Here is a 17,190-nt window from a genome sequence, read left to right on the forward strand (position 1 = left end):
CAAAGCAGAAACGAACTCCAACGAAAGAACCATTGTAAAATTTTCGTTGTGACCGCTGCGTCTAGCCCGACCGCGGGCGAGTTCGTGAATTTGATCAGAACTTGCTCTGGCAAGTTCTGGTGCGAGATTCGGGTCTGCATAGCAGACATATTTCAAATCCGAATCTCTGCACATTCATGCGAAGCTATTCTAAGTGGAGGTGAAACCTCCGCTTAGGAAATAAGCGACGCAGTGGTCACAGAAAATTTTTCAGGTTCTTGTTGGAGTTTGTTTCTGCTTGTTCCAAACCACCCTAAACAAGAATTATTCTTGGCCTTGTTTGATTTCGCCTCGTTCGCAGCGATTTCCCCAGGAATCAATGAGTTCTCCATCACGGTAAACGCAGATGATTTCGCAGTGGTTTGCACAGTTTGGACATACAACTTCGCGAGTTACAAATTCCATATCTGCCACATCAAAGCTGAACGGTTTCTCAATGCCACATCCAAGTGCAAGGATCGCAGCACCATAACAACCCATCAGATGTCCGTTCTCATCTACGATGATATCTTCTCCCAGAGAGTCGGCAAAGGCTTTTACAACGCCTTCGTTTTTACTTACACCGCCCTGGAATACGATCGGCGGAAGGATTTTTTTACCTTTTCCGATGTTGTTTAAGTAGTTATTTGCAACGGCATTACACAGACCGGCAATGATATCTTCTTTTTTATGTCCCATCTGGATTTTGTGAACCAGATCGGACTCTGCAAATACAGTACAGCGGGCAGCAATCGGAGTCGGATTTTTGCTTCCGAGAGCGATTTTTCCAAATTCCTCTACTTCCACACCAAGACGGCGTGCCTGGCTGGAAAGGAAAGAACCGGTTCCGGCTGCACATAAAGTATTCATCGCGTAATCCACAGCAACACCGTTTTCCACACAGATGATCTTGGAATCCTGTCCGCCAATCTCAAGGATGGTGCGGACATCTGGATGCAGGGTTGTGGTTCCGACTGCGTGAGCTGTGATTTCATTTTTTACAATACTGGCGTTGCACATAGCACCGACCAGTTTACGGGCACTTCCGGTTGTTCCGGCGGCAACGACTTTATATTCATTCTGATCAATTTTTTCTCCAAGGGCAGCAATTACTTTTTTTGCTGCGCCCATCGGATTTCCCTCTGTCCAGAGATAGATTCCGGCGAGGATGTTTTTTCCTTCATCGATAATGACACCTTTTGTGGAAATGGATCCGATGTCAATTCCTAAATATGCTTTTTTCAAGATTCTGTTACTTCCTTTCTCATGGCAATCATATCATAAAATGCTTCCAGTCGGGTCTCGATACCAGTATCACTGGTCTGGGTGTCATAGTTTAAGTACAGCACCGGAATTTTGTAGTCGGAACTGATGTTGTGCAGTACCGGAACGGCATCCATCTCTGGTGTACAACCAAATGATTTTACATGAACCAGCCCGTCAAAGCCTTTCTCAGCATAATGTTCTGCCAGGGCAATGGTGGAAATGCTGGAACTTCCCATGTCAAATTTTGTGTATTTGCTGGAAAGCTTTTTCTGAATATTGACCCAGAGGGAAGATGGAAATTTATACAGGTCGTAGGTGAGGTAGCCTTTCAATTTCTTTAGAGTTCCCTCATCCGGACAGAGCAGCACACTGTTGGACAGGTTCATCCAGCGATGTACTTCCGCACCCATCTGTGCAATTTTTTTCTCAATTTCATGGTTGGAATAAGGATCCATAATGGTGAAATATTCACCGACCACACCGACACGCAGCGGATGCTCCGGTTTGTTTTTTGGAATGGCATCAAAGTCTGCAATGGTTTGTTTGTAGATGCGATTGACGTCTCTTAATCCTTTTGCTTTACGAAGCTGTGCCAGAAAACGATTGTATACTTTATCGTAAGAACCTTTTTCAATCTCAAAGCCCATGTTCTGACGGTAATTATCTTCTACTTTATCGATGACGACGATCATTCTGGCGGTGGCAGGTAAGGCCTTGGCCATCTGAAACAGTGTGGCATTCGGAGCAAACTGTTTCATGCCTTTTAACATGCCAATGAGGTTTTTGTAGCGGAAGAGGGTCAGGTTGAACATGTCAAAATCATAGCCCATATCCTTTAAAATCTGTTCATGAAGTTCGCCGTAGTAGCCCAGCCGACAGGTTCCACCGGTCTGGATCAGAACATTGGCGCCCTGCTCTAAAGCTTCAATGTAACAGCCCATCATACATTTGAACGGTGCACAGACGAAGTCCGGGCTGTATTTTGCACCAAGTTCAATCGTTCGTTTGGTCATGGCAGGCGGAGCCAGATATTCCAGATGCAGACCATTATTTACAAAGTACTGGATCGGTATGTCATAGTTTCCAAGCTGCGGATAACAGAGTTTATATTTCTTTTCCGGCATTACAGACGAGCCTCCTTTCGGAAACGGATAATATCAATAAAACTTTCCAGACGGGTCTCAATACCGGCATTTCCGTCCTGGCTGTCAAGCAGCAGGTTCAGAATCGGGCGGTCTTTGATCCGGCGGATGATCATCTCGTTGACCATGGAATCAGGTCCGCACGGGAAGGCGGTAAGCAGGATAATACCATCCACATCGTTGTGATATTTGGAAATTGCTCCAAGCAGCTCTCTGTTCATGATCCACGGAACTGCTTTGCAGATAGTCAGGGAATCCGTCTGTGCCTGCTTTAAATCTACAGCATCAGAACAGATAGGAACAGCATCCAGCTGTTCAATTCCTTTCATGATCGGTTTCCCGATATATTCATCATAAAGGTTGTAGCTGTGTCCGACTACAAGGATTTTGATGCGGTCATCGTGAAGTTTTGCTTCCTCTTCCTGAATGTGTTTTTCGTGCGATTCCTGCCATGCGGCATAAGCTTTCTGATAAGCGTCTTTTGCCTCATTTTCGGAAGCACCGAGAGAAAGCCCCAACATTATATAAGCCTGTGCTTCCGGGCATTTCTGCTGAAGATCCACGTTGCAGGTGATAAAGTTAATTTCATGCCCGCGGAAAGTATTGGCAGACATGTCATACAGGGCCTCGAAACGGGAGCACATGACACCGTCTTTTCCGTAGTTTGCGATACGCGGAACAAAGACAGCGTCACATTTTCCTTCCAGTGCGGAGACATGACCGAAAAATAATTTGCTGGAGAGGCAGTTTTCGTCGATGGCGTAGTGGCTGCCTGCATCCATAAGTGTCTTATTTGTATGTGGGCTTGCGATGGTCTCGTGACCAAGTTCCCGGAAAAAAGTTTCCCAGAGAACATGGTAACGATAATAAAGTAAAGCCCGTGGTATACCGATTTTCATATTTTATATACATCCATTCTTTTTAAAATAATTCAGATAAGCGCTAAACAGCTTTTCATCCACCGGTGGGCAGCTGATGCCGGACTGATTTAGCAGGACATTTGCTTTTGTACAGTCATAAATGGTATCTTTTCCCACAAAGTGGCGCAGGACACCAGGATTGGCGTCAGTGCCACTCTCAAACAGGCAGGCTAGTAGTGTTAGGGCATTTTCCGATGCGGTTGCCTGTTTCAGTTTGCTCTTCCATGTGCCAAAAGTAATGTAGCGTACCGGATAACCGTTGGCACGGATATAGGAAACCGCCTTTTTTACAGGAACCGGTTCCGGGTTGACCAGATTGAAGGCCTGATCCATGGCTTCCGGTTTGCGGGAAATGCAGCAGATCGCATCCGCCACGAAATCTACCGGTGTCATATGCATGCAGTAGCTTGTGCGCGGAATTGCCTGCATCTGGATCGTTCCAACGATCATACGGCTGACCATATCATCCATTTCCCAGATACCATTGGCTGCACCGGTGATATCACCAGGGCGATAGATTACGGTGTGCAGTCCGCGTTTCTGTGCGATTCCTACCAGTTTTTCTGATACCCATTTTGTCTCAGAATAAGCGAGGGAGAAGCCGTGTGCGGTGTTCAGCGAATCGTTTTCATAGACACGTTTACCCTTGTTATTCGGGGTGTCATAAACACTGTAGGAAGATACATAGTGGTAATATTTTGGTTTGCCGGCGCAGGCAAGCCGCAGCGTTTCTACTGTTCCGTGTACGTTGGTCTCTTTCAGGAACTCATAAGGGAAAATGAAGTTCAACAGGGCACCGTTGTGGTAGATGACCTGGATTTTTTCTGTCAGTTCCTGCCACAGTTCTTCGGAAAGACCAAATTTTTCTGTGGAGAGATCGCCGATGACCGGATGTAAAAATGCGCGAAAATCCTCGCTCCAGCATTCATAATGTTTCATGTTGTTGACCAGACGTTCCAGACCGGCTTCTTCAGAGTCTGCACGCACCAGGCAGCACAGGTTTAGTCCGTCATGCGGATACTGTGTCAGGATTGCACGGATCAGCTGAGCTCCAAGGAATCCGGTGGCACCAGTCAGCAGGATGTTTCTGCAGTCCTGTGGTGCGGTATCATAAGCACCTGTCGGAGCGATGGAAGGATCCAGATGACACTCTTGTTCCAGATCCACTGCTTTGGACACACCTTTTCCGCCGGTCAGTACCCGGCGGATATAGTTGGCCACACCGGAGACAGATGAGTCTAAAAGTACTTCTCTCAGATCCAGTTTGACATGGAAGCGTTCTTCCATTTTATTGACCAGCTCGAATCCCATCAGGGAATCACCGCCAAGCTCCAGGAAAGAGTCTGTGAGGTTGTACTGCTCAATATTCAAAACTTTTTCAAATACAGATTTTACCTGAAGCAGGATCTCGTCTGCTTTATCGATGGATTTGTCGATAATCGTGGTCTCACCGCTGCTGGTACGGTATGCATGGCTGCTGTGCAGGATCTGTAATTTACCTTGCAGATACAGTTCCCGGGCTTTCAGCATCTGAAGCTTGCTGTTGTCCGTACGCGGGATTGCGCCTCTCGGCACAAAAATAATATCGTAGAAAGAAAAACCAAAGCGCTCGGATACAGCAGCATTGATCTGCCCTACCCGTCTGACAAAATCTTCTTCCGGTTTGGATTCCACCACGGCGATGACATGTTCTTTTTCACTGTCATTAGTGGAGAAAAATCCGAAAGAAGTAGTAGCCAGAGCCGGTACTTTCTGCATGATCAGCGCCTGCAGATCACTTGGAAAGATATTATGTCCATTGATGATCAGCATTTCTTTGATGCGGCCGGTAATGTAAAGATGGCCTTCATACAAAAATCCAAGGTCGCCGGTTTTGTAAAAGTTGCGGTCATAGCCTTCCAGGCGTACGCGGAAGTTTGCATTTTCCTTTAAATTGCCCCAGTAACCGTTGGCCACGCTGTCACCGGAGATGAAAATTTCGCCGATGTGCAGATCCGGATACGGTTTCTTCGTTTTTGGATTGGCAATGGCCACGGTGAGATCTTTGACCGGTTTACCAACGCTGACGATTTCTTTGACCTGCTGGTTTTCTTTTTCCTCTGTTTGCAGAACCGCACAATTTTTCTGGTAAGCGTCATAGTCGAGCTTTAAGGTGCGGTAGTCCTGACTGGCAAAGGTAGCCAGACAGACATTTTCAGCCAGTCCGTAGCCCGGTGCCATGGCATTTGGGGAAAGCTGAAACATTTCAGCAAATTTTTCCACTGTTTTCGCACTGATAAATTCCGAACCGTTCATAAAATGGGTCACCTGGGTCAGCGGATATTTTGCTGCCTCTTCCGGTGTGAAAATACGGGTACATGCGTCAAATGCAGAACCCGGTCCGACGGTTAAGGTAAGGTTGAAGTCATGCAGCATTTTTATCCACAGCTTTGGATTCTCCAGAAATTGCATGGTGGATAAAAAGTATGCACAGGCATCTGTTGTGCAGAGTGGCATGCAGATTGTGACAACCAGTCCCAGATTGTGGAAAAACGGAACCCAGGTGCCGAGGGTGCCGTGATTAAAATCGTAACAGGCCTGGCATTGTTCCAGGTTTTTCATCAGTGCTTTCCAGGTGACACGAACGCCTCGCGGTGCGCTGGTGGAACCGGAAGTGTACTGCAGGTAAACGAGCCGGTTTTCTGCAGCTTCCACGATAACGTCTTTTCGTTTGTACGGGGTCAGCCGGTCAGTGTAAATACGTTTCAGTCGGATCACACTGGTAAAGGCCTCGCGGATCAGCCGGCCGGTCAGACTGACACCGGATTCCTGCTCCAGGGCATAGTTGGAAATCAGTGCTTTCGGCTGACAGGATTTCAGTACGGAGATAAAACGGGCAATCTTGCCTTCATCCAGCGGCGGTGGGATGACGGTGAAAGTGACACCGGCCATCATACAGCCGAGGATCGCATAAGTTGTGCCATAATCCTGCATACTGAAAATGACTGCCCGGTCGCCCGGACGCAGCCCTTTTTTTCGGAGTGCATAGGCAATCTCCAGAGATTTATGATAGAGGGAGCGCATGGTGATATCCTGCATCTCCCAGTCGCCGTTTTTATATTCCAGAAAACGGTAGATGACACGTTCCGGAGACTTTTCGGTCTGCGCGGAAAGAATGTCAATGAGTGAGGTTATTTTTTTCATGATCGATTCTTTTATCTCCTCTGTTCTTTCTGCTTACATACAGAAACTTTTACTTATTAATAATAGTGCATTCCCCTATGCTTCGCAAGTTAAATAAGTATAAAATATTTATTGCTCCGGTTCAGGCCTTATGTGTATTTGCGCAATAGCTCTGTTTGGAAGAATCGTAAGAGCTTCCCCCTTGACATTCGTTCACGATTCGCTTAGAATAACGGTTGATTACAGTTTTTCCGTTAAGGAAGGCACAAAAAATAAGAAATCGGCTGTGACAGGAAATAGTACAGATGGAAAATTCTACAGAGAGAGGATGTACATGGATTCCATGTATGCTGCGACATCCTTGTATGGAACATTTGGAACCGGGCCTTGAGCCCCGTGCGATGAGTACGGCGTAGAACCGGCGTTAACGGTATTGAGTGGATATGCGAAAAGAATGCATATAAGCAGGGTGGTACCGCCGGAATTCCGGTCCCTATGTGGGATCTGTTTTTCGGCGTTTTTTGATTTGACAGGAAAGGAAGTTGATTTTTCCGTCAGACAAAATATAGCAATACACAGTGATTCCAAGAGAACAGGATTAATAAGTGAAAAGGAGATACAGTCATGGCAAAGGACAAAAAATTAGTAGAAGCCATTACATCTATGGATGTGGATTTTGCACAGTGGTACACAGATGTAGTAAAAAAAGCAGGATTAACCGATTATTCCAGCGTCAGAGGATGCATGGTCATCAAACCGGCAGGTTATGCAATCTGGGAGAACATCCAGAAAGAGCTTGACCGTCGTTTCAAAGAGACAGGTGTAGAGAATGTATACATGCCAATGTTCATTCCGGAAAGTCTCTTAAATGTAGAGAAAGATCATGTAGAAGGATTCGCACCGGAAGTTGCATGGGTAACACACGGTGGATTAAATCCGCTGCAGGAGCGTCTCTGCGTACGTCCGACATCCGAGACATTATTCTGTGATTTTTATAAAAATGATATCCAGTCTTACCGTGATCTGCCAAAGGTATACAACCAGTGGTGTTCCGTTGTAAGATGGGAAAAAGAAACACGTCCGTTCCTTCGTTCCAGAGAGTTCTTGTGGCAGGAAGGCCATACAGCTCATGCAACCGCTGAGGAAGCAGAGGCACGTACAGTACAGATGCTGAACCTGTACGCAGATTTCTGTGAGGAAGTACTGGCTATGCCGGTTATCCGCGGACAAAAGACAGAGAAAGAAAAATTTGCAGGTGCTGAGGCTACTTACACCATCGAGGCCCTGATGCATGACGGAAAAGCGCTGCAGTCCGGTACAAGCCACAACTTTGGCGATGGATTTGCAAAAGCATTCGGCATCCAGTATACAGACAAAGAGAACAAATTACAGTATGTACATCAGACATCCTGGGGTATGACCACACGTCTGATCGGTGCCATCATTATGGTTCACGGTGATGATTCCGGACTGGTTCTGCCGCCGCACATTGCACCGACACAGGTTATGGTAATCCCAATCCAGCAGAGAAAAGAAGGCGTTTTGGAGAAAGCACAGGAAATCCAGGAGCGTTTAGGCAAAGTCTGCCGTGCAAAATTAGATGATTCTGACAAGAGCCCGGGCTGGAAATTCTCTGAGCAGGAAATGCGTGGTATTCCGATCCGTGTGGAATTAGGACCGAAAGATATCGAGAACAATCAGTGTGTACTGGTTCGCCGTGATACCCGTGAAAAGATCGTTGTTTCTCTGGATGAAGTAGAGAATGTAGTTCCGGAATTATTAGAGACTATCCAGAAAGATATGTTTGAGCGTGCAAAAGCACATCGTGATGCACATATCACAGATGCGCACAACTACGACGAGTTCTGTGACGCAGTAGAAAACAAACCAGGATTTATCCGTGGTATGTGGTGCGGAGACCGTGCATGCGAGGACAAGATTAAAGAAGAGACATCAGCAACATCCAGATGTATGCCGTTCAACGATCAGGAGCATATTTCTGACGTATGTGTATGCTGTGGAAAACCGGCGAAAAAACTGGTATACTGGGGTAAAGCATATTAAAATACACTTAATATGCTCTGCATGACCGCATAGATTTGCAGAAGAAGATATCACTTTGCAACACAAATCTGGCGGGAAAAACGCAGAGAGATTTTTCAATATTAAGTGAGCGAAAAATTACAGAGTTCAGGAGGGTGCGCAATGAAGATCGAGTTACCGGAAAAAGTGAAAACCGTCATTGGTGAGCTGAAAGCACATGGCTATGATGCCTATGCGGTAGGCGGCTGTATCCGTGACAGTATCCTTGGGCGCATCCCTGGAGACTGGGATATCACCACTTCCGCCAAACCGCAGCAGGTTAAGGCGATTTTTCCGCGGACGGTGGACACTGGTATTCAGCACGGAACCGTAACGGTTCTGATGGACAAAGAAGGCTTTGAGGTGACCACGTACCGCATTGATGGGGAGTATGAAGATGCCCGTCATCCGAAGGACGTGATTTTTACGTCAAATCTGCTGGAAGATTTAAAACGCAGGGATTTTACCATCAATGCCATGGCCTATAATGATGAGACTGGTCTGGTGGATGCTTTTGACGGAATCGCAGACTTAAAGACGAAGCGGATCCGCTGCGTGGGTGATCCGACAGAGCGTTTTACGGAAGATGCACTGCGCATGATGCGTGCGGTTCGTTTTGCAGCGCAGCTTGGATTTACCATCGAAGATGCCACCCGCCAGGCCATATGTGACATGTCAGAAAATCTGGCAAAGATCAGTGCAGAACGTATTCAGGTAGAACTTGTAAAACTTGTAACATCTGATCACCCGGAAGAAATGAAGACTATTTATGACACCGGGATCGCGGCTGTTATTTTACCGGAATTTTGCACGATGATGGAGACTGAGCAGCACAATCCGCATCATATTTATACGGTGGGAGAGCATACGATCCGTTCCATGCAGGAAATACGACCGGATAAAGTGCTGCGTCTGACCATGCTGTTCCATGATGTGGCAAAACCTGTCTGTCGCACAGAGGATGAAAACGCAATCCATCATTTTCACGGACATCCGGAAGTCGGTGCGGAGATGACACGAAAAATTCTGCGCAGATTGAAATTTGACAACGATACGATACGAAAAGTAACGGCGCTGATCCGGGCACATGATGACCGTCCGCCGTTGAAAGACCGTGCGGTCCGCCGTGCGATCTTCCGCAATGGAGTGGAGCTGTATCCGGAGATTTTTGAAGTGAAACGTGCGGATATTATGGCGCAGAGCAGTTTTTTGCAGCAGGAAAAACTGCTGTATGTGGATCGTTATGAGCATATGTATCAGCAGATTCTGGAACAGCAACAGTGTCTGTCGCTGAAAGATCTGTCAGTAAACGGCTCAGATCTGATCGCAAAAGGCATCAAACCGGGCAAAGAGATCGGTGCGATCTTGCATGAAATGCTTGATAAAGTACTGGAAGAGCCGGAAGTAAACGAAAAGGAAGTATTGCTTGACTGGTATTTTAACCAGAGTAAGACATAAATTCAGACACCTCTTCATATGATGAATAGAGCGAATCGGCAGTTCGAATATTTATCATATAAAGGGGTGTTTTTGTGTATTATCAGGTAGAGCAGGTATTGGAACGACAGGAACCGGAAATTGAAAAATTTTATAAAGGAAGGGGCATTCTCATCTGTGAATCAGAGGAAGGACTGTACGCATTAAAGGAATATTTTGGCTCCGCACAGAAGGCGGAGTTTTTATATTGGCTTGGGATCTGCCTGGAGCAGCAGGGCGTTCTGTGTGATTCCATGTTGAGAAATAAAGATGGGAATCTGATCACGGAAGGTGTGGATCATGTGCCCTATACCTTTCATCACTGGCTGCGGGGGCGGGAGTGCGAGATCCGAAACCGGATGGATCTGACGGTGATCGTCTCGTTTCTGGCCCGGTTTCATGTAGCCTGTGGCGGAGCGGAATTTGACGAGATGCCCGAAGAAGCAGAAGGTGGACGAAAAAAAGACCTGTGTCAGGAATATGTGCGGCATCACAGAGATTTAAAACATATCCGCAGGTTTATCCTGAAGCGGAACAATAAAAGTGATTTTGAACAGCTGTTTTTGCAGTGTTATGAAGAGTTTTTTCAGCAGTCAGAGGAAGTGACATGTTATCTGGAACGTTATCCGGAGCTTGGCAGCGGTTATACGACAGGAATCTGCCATGGAGAAATGAACCAGCACAATATCCTGCTGACAAGTGGCGGGGCAGCGGTAATCCATCTGGAACATGCCCATGTCGGAGCGCAGATTACGGATCTTGGAAATCTGCTGCGCAAGATTCTGGAGAAAAATGAGTGGAACCGGCAGCTTGGACTGGATCTGATCCGGGAATACAGTCGGGTGCATCCATTGAGCCGGCAGGATCTGCGGGGGCTTTATTATCGTCTGGCGTACCCTGAGAAGTTCTGGAAAATTGCCAATCATTACTATCGGACGAGAAAGGTGTGGGACTCCGGGCATAACTACGAAAAACTGTCCCGGGAGATCCGTCAGAATCAGGTGCGGAGTCAGTTTTTGCGTGCTTTGTGGGAATGCTGCAGAAAATGGTAATAATCATATAAGACGTACCGCTTGAACTTGAAAAGGTAGTTTCTTTTTGGTTAGGGATATGCTATAATATTTGGCGTGGATATGAAAACGAATCATGTCAATGAAAGAAACGCAGGAGGTCGATCATGAGTTACAGAGAAGCATATGAATCCTGGCTGAGTAATCCGTATTTTGATGAGGATACACAAACAGAATTGCGCAGCATTGCAAATGATGAGAAAGAGATTGAAGATCGTTTTTACATGGATCTTGAATTTGGTACAGCAGGTTTAAGAGGTGTGATCGGAGCGGGTACAAACCGTATGAATGTTTACACCGTCCGCAAAGCGACACAGGGACTTGCAAATTATATTATCAAAGTTGGAGCACAGGCAAAAGGTGTTGCCATTGCATACGATTCCAGAAGAATGTCTCCGGAATTTGCAAATGAAGCAGCTTTATGTCTGGCAGCAAACGGAATTAAGGCTTATATTTTTGAAAGCCTTCGTCCGACACCGGAGCTGTCCTATGCAGTTCGGTATCTTGGATGTACTGCAGGAATCAATGTGACAGCAAGTCACAATCCGCCAGAGTACAACGGATATAAAGTATACTGGGAGGATGGCGCACAGATTACACCGCCGCATGACAGCGGTATCATGGCTGAGGTAAAAGCTGTGACAGATTATGCGACGACAAAGACAATGGCAAAAGAAGATGCCGTTGCAGCAGGTCTGTACGAAGTGATCGGAGCAAACATCGATGATCCGTATATTGCGGAACTGAAAAAACTGGTGCTTCACCAGGAAGCCATTGATGCGGTTGCAGATGACCTTAAAATTGTATACACACCACTTCATGGTACCGGAAATATCCCGGTTCGCCGTGTGTTAAAAGAACTTGGTTTCAAACACGTTTACGTTGTTCCGGAGCAGGAACTTCCGGATGGAGAATTCCCGACTGTAAGCTATCCGAACCCGGAAGCTGCTGAGGCATTTACTCTCGGACTTGGCATGGCAAAAGAACTGGATGCGGATCTGGTACTGGCTACAGACCCGGATGCAGACCGTCTCGGCGTGTATGTAAAAGACAGCAAGACAGGCGAATATCATTCCCTGACAGGAAATATGTCTGGCTGCCTGATCGGTGCTTATGAGATTAGCCAGAGAAAAGAAAAATACGGACTTCCGGCAGACGGAGCTTTTGTAAAATCCATTGTTTCTACCAACCTGGCAGATGCCATCGCAGCAGATTACGGTGTAAAACTGTATGAAGTTCTGACCGGTTTCAAATTTATCGGACAGAAAATGCTGGAGTTTGAGACAAAAGGAAACGGCACATACCTTTTTGGTATGGAAGAAAGCTACGGATGCCTTCCGGGTACATACTGCCGTGACAAAGATGCAGTTGTTGCATCCATGGCGCTGTGCGAGGCAGCAGCATATTACAAGACACAGGGCAAGACTTTGTGGGATGCAATGCTTGATCTCTATGAGAAATACGGTTACTACAAAGATGATGTAAAAGCCATCACATTAAAAGGTATCGAAGGTCTTGCAAAAATCCAGGAGATCATGACGACACTGCGTGACAATACTCCTGCACAGATCGGTGAGTACAAAGTGCTGAGAGCAAGAGACTACAAGAAGGATACCGTGACAGATCTGGCTACAGGTGCAGTAGAGCCGACCGGACTTCCAAGTTCCAATGTACTTTACTATGAACTTCCGGATGCAGCATGGGTATGTTTCCGTCCGTCAGGTACAGAGCCAAAACTGAAATTTTACTACGGTGTAAAAGCAGACAGTATGGAAGCCGCAGATGCGAAAGCAGCTGAACTTGGCGCTGCTGTCATGGCAATCGTAGAGCCGATGTTAGGCTAGGGAAAATACAAATTGGCAGTATTGTTCTGTTGCAAAAGGGGTGTTTACGCTTGTTTTCCTTGACAAATACAGGGAAAACAAGTATAAATAGTCTATAGTAAAAAAAGAGAACATATTTTTCGTTCTACAGGAGGACATTATAATGAACAAAACAGAATTTGTTGCAGCAATCGCAGAGAAAGCTGAATTATCCAAAAAAGATGCAGAGAAAGCTTTAGCAGCATTTACAGAAGTTGTTGCAGATACTTTAAAAAATGGGGACAAAATCCAGTTAGTAGGCTTCGGTACTTTTGAAGTAGCTGAGCGTGCTGAGAGAACAGGTAGAAATCCACAGACAGGTAAAGATATCGTAATCCCGGCTTCCAAATCTCCGAAATTCAAAGCTGGTAAAGCATTAAAAGATATCGTAAATGCATAATAACTTGGTAAGTAAATAAAAAGTATAGCTGGGGCCGTTCCAATGGGACAGGCCCCTTCTTATTAGATAAAAAGTAATTGCGAAAGGAAAATAAAGATGAGATTAGATAAATATCTGAAGGTATCCCGCCTGATCAAACGTCGTACTGTGGCCAACGAAGCCTGTGACGCAGGCCGTGTCATGGTAAACAACCGTGTGGCGAAAGCCTCCCAGGACGTAAAAGTCGGTGATATCATTGAAATCGCATTCGGAAATAAAGCTGTCCGGGCCGAGGTACTGGTAGTGACAGACACTTCCCGCAAGGAAGAAGCAAAAGAAATGTTCCGATATCTGTAATAAGTTAGCAGAAGGTGTAAATATCCGGGTGACAGAAACTCAGAACAGATACGATTTCGTGGAATCAACCGTCATAATTTCAGAAACCTCCCATATACTGGAAACAGTAAGGGAGGTTTTTTATATGGAAGAGAGACAGGCAGCCAGACAGCACAAAATTATCCTGAACAATCGGGGAACCTGTGCGTTAAACGGAATATCCGACATCTTATCCTTTGATGTCAATGAAATTTTGCTGGAGACAGAGATGGGCATGCTGATGATCCGGGGGATGGATCTGCATGTGAATCGGCTGACCCTGGAAAAGGGGGAAGTGGATCTGTCGGGTAAAATTGATTCCATTCAGTATTCAGATGTAAACAAGGCGAAAAATGGTCAGGGGGAGTCGCTGCTCGGGCGGCTGTTTAAGTGATGGTAAGTCCGGAAATCTGGCAACAGGGGCAACTGTTTGTACAGGCAGTGTTTTTCGGGATCGCTATGTTGTTTGTCTATGATCTGCTGCGGATCTTTCGGCGGGTGGCGACTCACGGAACCGTATGGATCGCGGTGGAAGATATGTTTTTCTGGGTGATCAGTGCTTTTGTGCTATTTCAGTTCCTGTATCAGGAACATGACGGGAAGGTCAGGGGATTTGTAATCCTTGGAATGTTTTTAGGAATGCTGCTGTATGGAAAGAGTTTTAGCTGTATCGTGGTGCGAACCGGGACATTTTTACTAAAGAAAATTTGCGGTGGAGTCTGGTGGACTTGCAGGACTTTTATGAAACCTGTACGAATACTGATGAATCCAATTGGTAAAAGTGTACAGAGGTTGTATAGAACTGGTAAAAAAAGTAACCGATATGTAAAAAAACGATTGAAAAAATTATGGAAAGCAGTTAGAATGAGTTTATGTAAACTTTAAACGCAGAGTATAGGTAAACAGAGGGCGGATTACATAATGCGTAAAATGAAAAAGAAAAAACAGAACAGAACAGGTAAAATTTGTATCTCCTGTATGGTGCTGGTCCTGACACTGATCCTGTCGATTCAGATCGTGCATCTGTATGGAGTGAATGAAGGATATAAGCAGGAAGAAAAGACGAAGCAGGCGCAGTTGAAGGATGAACAGGACCGGGCCAGTGAGTTGCAGGAAAAGGAAGCTTATGTTGGATCGGATCAGTATATTGTTGATACAGCGAAGTCTAAGCTGGGGATGACATTTCCGGATGAGATTGTATTTAAAGAAAAATAATAATGGTACCTTATTATTATGAGGTTATAAAAGCGGGATTTTAAATTTGTCCTGGCAGCTAAATCGCTCGCCAGGACAAATTTGAAATCCCGCTATTTACGTTACCCCCTTCTTAAAGTGCTTGAGTTGCGTCGAAAGGCTTCAAAACCACAGTCATGAACGATTTTTGGCGAACGGTTCTCGAATTTTGAACTGCTATTTGACAAAGATTTTGCCGGTGGACAGGTAGAATGACTCTCTGAATAAGTAGAACGCAGGTGAAAAAAACGGCTGCGTTCATGAGCAAGCAGCAAAAGCGGATTGCGAATGTTCGCTTTAGAAAAATTCAGGGAGGGATGTATCGTGAGAAGAATGAATTTTAGTTTGAAGCATCTGGTTTTGTGCATGGCGGCGTTATTGGCTCCACAGTTTGAGGTGGCTGGGGTCTATCCAATGGTTCCGGCTCTTTTTATGATTGGATTTGTGTCTGGGGTGAACCGCAACCTTTTGTTTTTGTGCAGTATCAGTGGCCTGATCATTCTGGCGCCGGTGGCGGTGATGGTGAAGTATGCGTTGATCGTGCTGGCAAGTGCATTGGTAGTGCGGGGCGTGGAATGGTACAGGGGGCATTGCCGGTCGCTTCTGGCAGGGGGATTGTGCGGAGGGATCACCGTAATCGTGGGATTATTCTGGCATGGACTGCAGTTGCCGGGAACTGCTGGGATTTTTATCCGGATATGTGAAGGGATTATGGTAAGCTGTTTTGTGTATGTGGTGAGCCGGCTGTTGTCCATGATTCCGGAGTGGGAGCCAAAAAGGGAACAGCCACCGTTGATGTACGCTCCGGGCGGACGCAGGCTGACAGATTATGCGGAATCTTTTGAAAAACTGTCCCGCACTTTTCGGAAAATGAACCGGTTTAAGGATGATTTTTCCGCGGAGGAGCTGGGACGCATGCAGACGGAGGTCACCGGGCGGATCTGTGCTTCCTGCAGTCAGTGTGCCTTGTGCTGGGAGGAGGACACCATGCCGATGTATCAGGTGTTGTACCGTTTTTTGCAGTCGCTGCAGCGGGGAGAGGATGTGCGGGAGAGTTCCGCAGAGCTTGGAGAATATTGCATGTATAAGGAAGAACTGGTGGAACAGGTGATGCTGGTATTTGAGAAGGCGCATCTGAACATGGCATGGTATAACCGTCTGCAGGAAAACCGGGATGTGATCGCGCAGCAGCTGGATGCCATGGCTTATATCATGGAGGACTGCGCCAATGAGGAGCAGGATGTGACGGCTCGGGAAGGCAAAATATCTGCGTCCATTCGCTATGTATGGAAAGAGGCGGGAGTTGTGATCGAACAGCTGCGACTGCTGGAAAACAGTCATGGAAAATGGCAGGTATTGCTTCGGGGCAGGGCAAAGGGAAGCAAGTGTATATCTGTCCGGGAACTGGCAAAACTATTGAGTAGCGTCAGTGGCAGAAGGTTTGCGCCGGTGAAGGACAGTAAAGCCCTGCTGGGAGCCAGGGAGCAGTCCATGGTCTTTGTGGAGGGATGCCGGCTGACGGCAAATTACGGTGTAGCCCGGGCGGTGCGGGATGACGAGCAGGTCTCCGGGGACAATTTCTCTTTTCAGATGCTGGACAACGGAAGCTGCGTGATGGCGGTGTCGGACGGCATGGGAAGCGGTTATGCGGCTTGTAAAGAGAGCGAAATGGTGATAGATTTAATAGAGAAATTTATGGAAGCCGGATTTTTGCCGGATACTGCGTTGCGGATGATGAATTCTGCCATGGTGACACACGGGGAAAATAATCTGTTTTCCACGGTGGATCTGATGCGATTGGATCTGGACAGCGGTCAGGGTGAGTTTTACAAGATTGGTGCGGCGGCAACTTTTATTCGTCATGGAGATGAAGTGCGGCTGATCGTGCAGAAAAGCATGCCGGTGGGTGTGTTTGCGGGACAGAGTGTGCCAAAAGTAACGGAGCAGATCGAGGATGGTGATTTCATTATCATGATCACGGATGGCGTCATGGATCACCTGCATGTAAAAAATGCCGGTGAGGTGATGCGGGAAATCATTCATGGCATTGATACCACGAATCCGGCAGAATTTTCACGAAATGTACTGGAACAGGTGCTGCTTTTTACCGGTGGCCGGGTGCGAGATGACATGACGGTGCTGACGGTGGAAGTCTGGAACCGATAAACGAGGAAAACAGATATGAATATGCAAAGGAAAATACAA

Annotated in this window: 14 protein-coding genes; 10 read left to right on the top strand and 4 right to left on the bottom strand. The window is 46.4% G+C overall.

The genetic code is table 11. From position 1 onward, the window contains the following. Positions 1 to 303: 303 nt before the first annotated feature. From Q0I54_RS04720 to Q0I54_RS04735, 4 genes are read right to left on the bottom strand one after another with little or no spacing between them, the layout of a single operon-like run. Positions 304 to 1,263 carry an acyl-CoA dehydratase activase gene (locus Q0I54_RS04720; protein WP_296116874.1) on the bottom strand — a complete coding sequence of 320 codons (960 nt, stop codon included), beginning with the start codon at positions 1,261 to 1,263 and terminating at the stop codon, positions 304 to 306. Further along, positions 1,260 to 2,408: a hypothetical protein gene (locus Q0I54_RS04725; protein ID WP_296116876.1), complete on the bottom strand. Its 1,149-nt coding sequence runs from the start codon at positions 2,406 to 2,408 to the stop codon at positions 1,260 to 1,262. The genes Q0I54_RS04720 and Q0I54_RS04725 overlap by 4 nt, the downstream gene beginning before the upstream one ends. Further along, a complete protein-coding gene (locus tag Q0I54_RS04730) occupies positions 2,408 to 3,325 on the bottom strand; it encodes an acyl-CoA dehydratase activase-related protein (RefSeq protein ID WP_296116878.1) in 918 nt (305 codons plus the stop codon). The genes Q0I54_RS04725 and Q0I54_RS04730 overlap by 1 nt, the downstream gene beginning before the upstream one ends. Before the next feature lie 3 nt (positions 3,326 to 3,328). Then, positions 3,329 to 6,529 carry a thioester reductase domain-containing protein gene (locus Q0I54_RS04735; protein WP_296116879.1) on the bottom strand — a complete coding sequence of 1,067 codons (3,201 nt, stop codon included), beginning with the start codon at positions 6,527 to 6,529 and terminating at the stop codon, positions 3,329 to 3,331. 603 nt (positions 6,530 to 7,132) lie between these two features. Here Q0I54_RS04735 and proS point away from each other — a divergent pair. The 10 genes from proS (at position 7,133) to Q0I54_RS04785 (ending at position 17,151) form a co-directional block, all read left to right on the top strand. Beyond that, positions 7,133 to 8,572 carry a proline--tRNA ligase gene (gene proS, locus Q0I54_RS04740; RefSeq protein WP_296116880.1) on the top strand — a complete coding sequence of 480 codons (1,440 nt, stop codon included), beginning with the start codon at positions 7,133 to 7,135 and terminating at the stop codon, positions 8,570 to 8,572. 141 nt (positions 8,573 to 8,713) lie between these two features. After that, positions 8,714 to 10,048: a CCA tRNA nucleotidyltransferase gene (locus tag Q0I54_RS04745; protein ID WP_296116882.1), complete on the top strand. Its 1,335-nt coding sequence runs from the start codon at positions 8,714 to 8,716 to the stop codon at positions 10,046 to 10,048. A 74-nt stretch (positions 10,049 to 10,122) separates the two neighbouring features. After that, a complete protein-coding gene (locus Q0I54_RS04750; RefSeq protein WP_296116884.1) occupies positions 10,123 to 11,118 on the top strand; it encodes a phosphotransferase in 996 nt (331 codons plus the stop codon). Between the two features lie 125 nt (positions 11,119 to 11,243). Then, positions 11,244 to 12,980: a phospho-sugar mutase gene (locus Q0I54_RS04755; protein WP_296116887.1), complete on the top strand. Its 1,737-nt coding sequence runs from the start codon at positions 11,244 to 11,246 to the stop codon at positions 12,978 to 12,980. A gap of 136 nt (positions 12,981 to 13,116) precedes the next feature. Continuing rightward, positions 13,117 to 13,398, top strand: a complete 282-nt coding sequence (locus Q0I54_RS04760) for an HU family DNA-binding protein (protein WP_296116931.1) — start codon at positions 13,117 to 13,119, stop codon at positions 13,396 to 13,398. 96 nt (positions 13,399 to 13,494) lie between these two features. Then, positions 13,495 to 13,734, top strand: coding sequence for an RNA-binding S4 domain-containing protein (locus tag Q0I54_RS04765; protein ID WP_294783573.1), 240 nt, complete (start codon positions 13,495 to 13,497; stop codon positions 13,732 to 13,734). Positions 13,735 to 13,858: 124 nt separating this feature from the next. Then, entirely contained in the window at positions 13,859 to 14,146 is a 288-nt protein-coding gene (gene yabP, locus Q0I54_RS04770; protein ID WP_296116889.1) for a sporulation protein YabP, read from the top strand. Next, complete coding sequence (gene yabQ, locus Q0I54_RS04775; RefSeq protein ID WP_296116890.1) at positions 14,146 to 14,637, top strand: spore cortex biosynthesis protein YabQ; 492 nt, start codon at positions 14,146 to 14,148, stop codon at positions 14,635 to 14,637. The genes yabP and yabQ overlap by 1 nt, the downstream gene beginning before the upstream one ends. 36 nt (positions 14,638 to 14,673) lie before the next feature. Next, positions 14,674 to 14,967 (top strand): septum formation initiator family protein, encoded by a 294-nt coding sequence (locus Q0I54_RS04780; protein WP_294783566.1) that lies wholly within the window; start codon positions 14,674 to 14,676, stop codon positions 14,965 to 14,967. Positions 14,968 to 15,318: 351 nt separating this feature from the next. Then, positions 15,319 to 17,151, top strand: a complete 1,833-nt coding sequence (locus Q0I54_RS04785; RefSeq protein ID WP_296116933.1) for a SpoIIE family protein phosphatase — start codon at positions 15,319 to 15,321, stop codon at positions 17,149 to 17,151. Positions 17,152 to 17,190: the final 39 nt, after the last annotated feature.

The sequence above is a fragment of the uncultured Eubacterium sp. genome, assembly GCF_934295145.1.
Classification (GTDB): domain Bacteria; phylum Bacillota; class Clostridia; order Lachnospirales; family Lachnospiraceae; genus Eubacterium_I.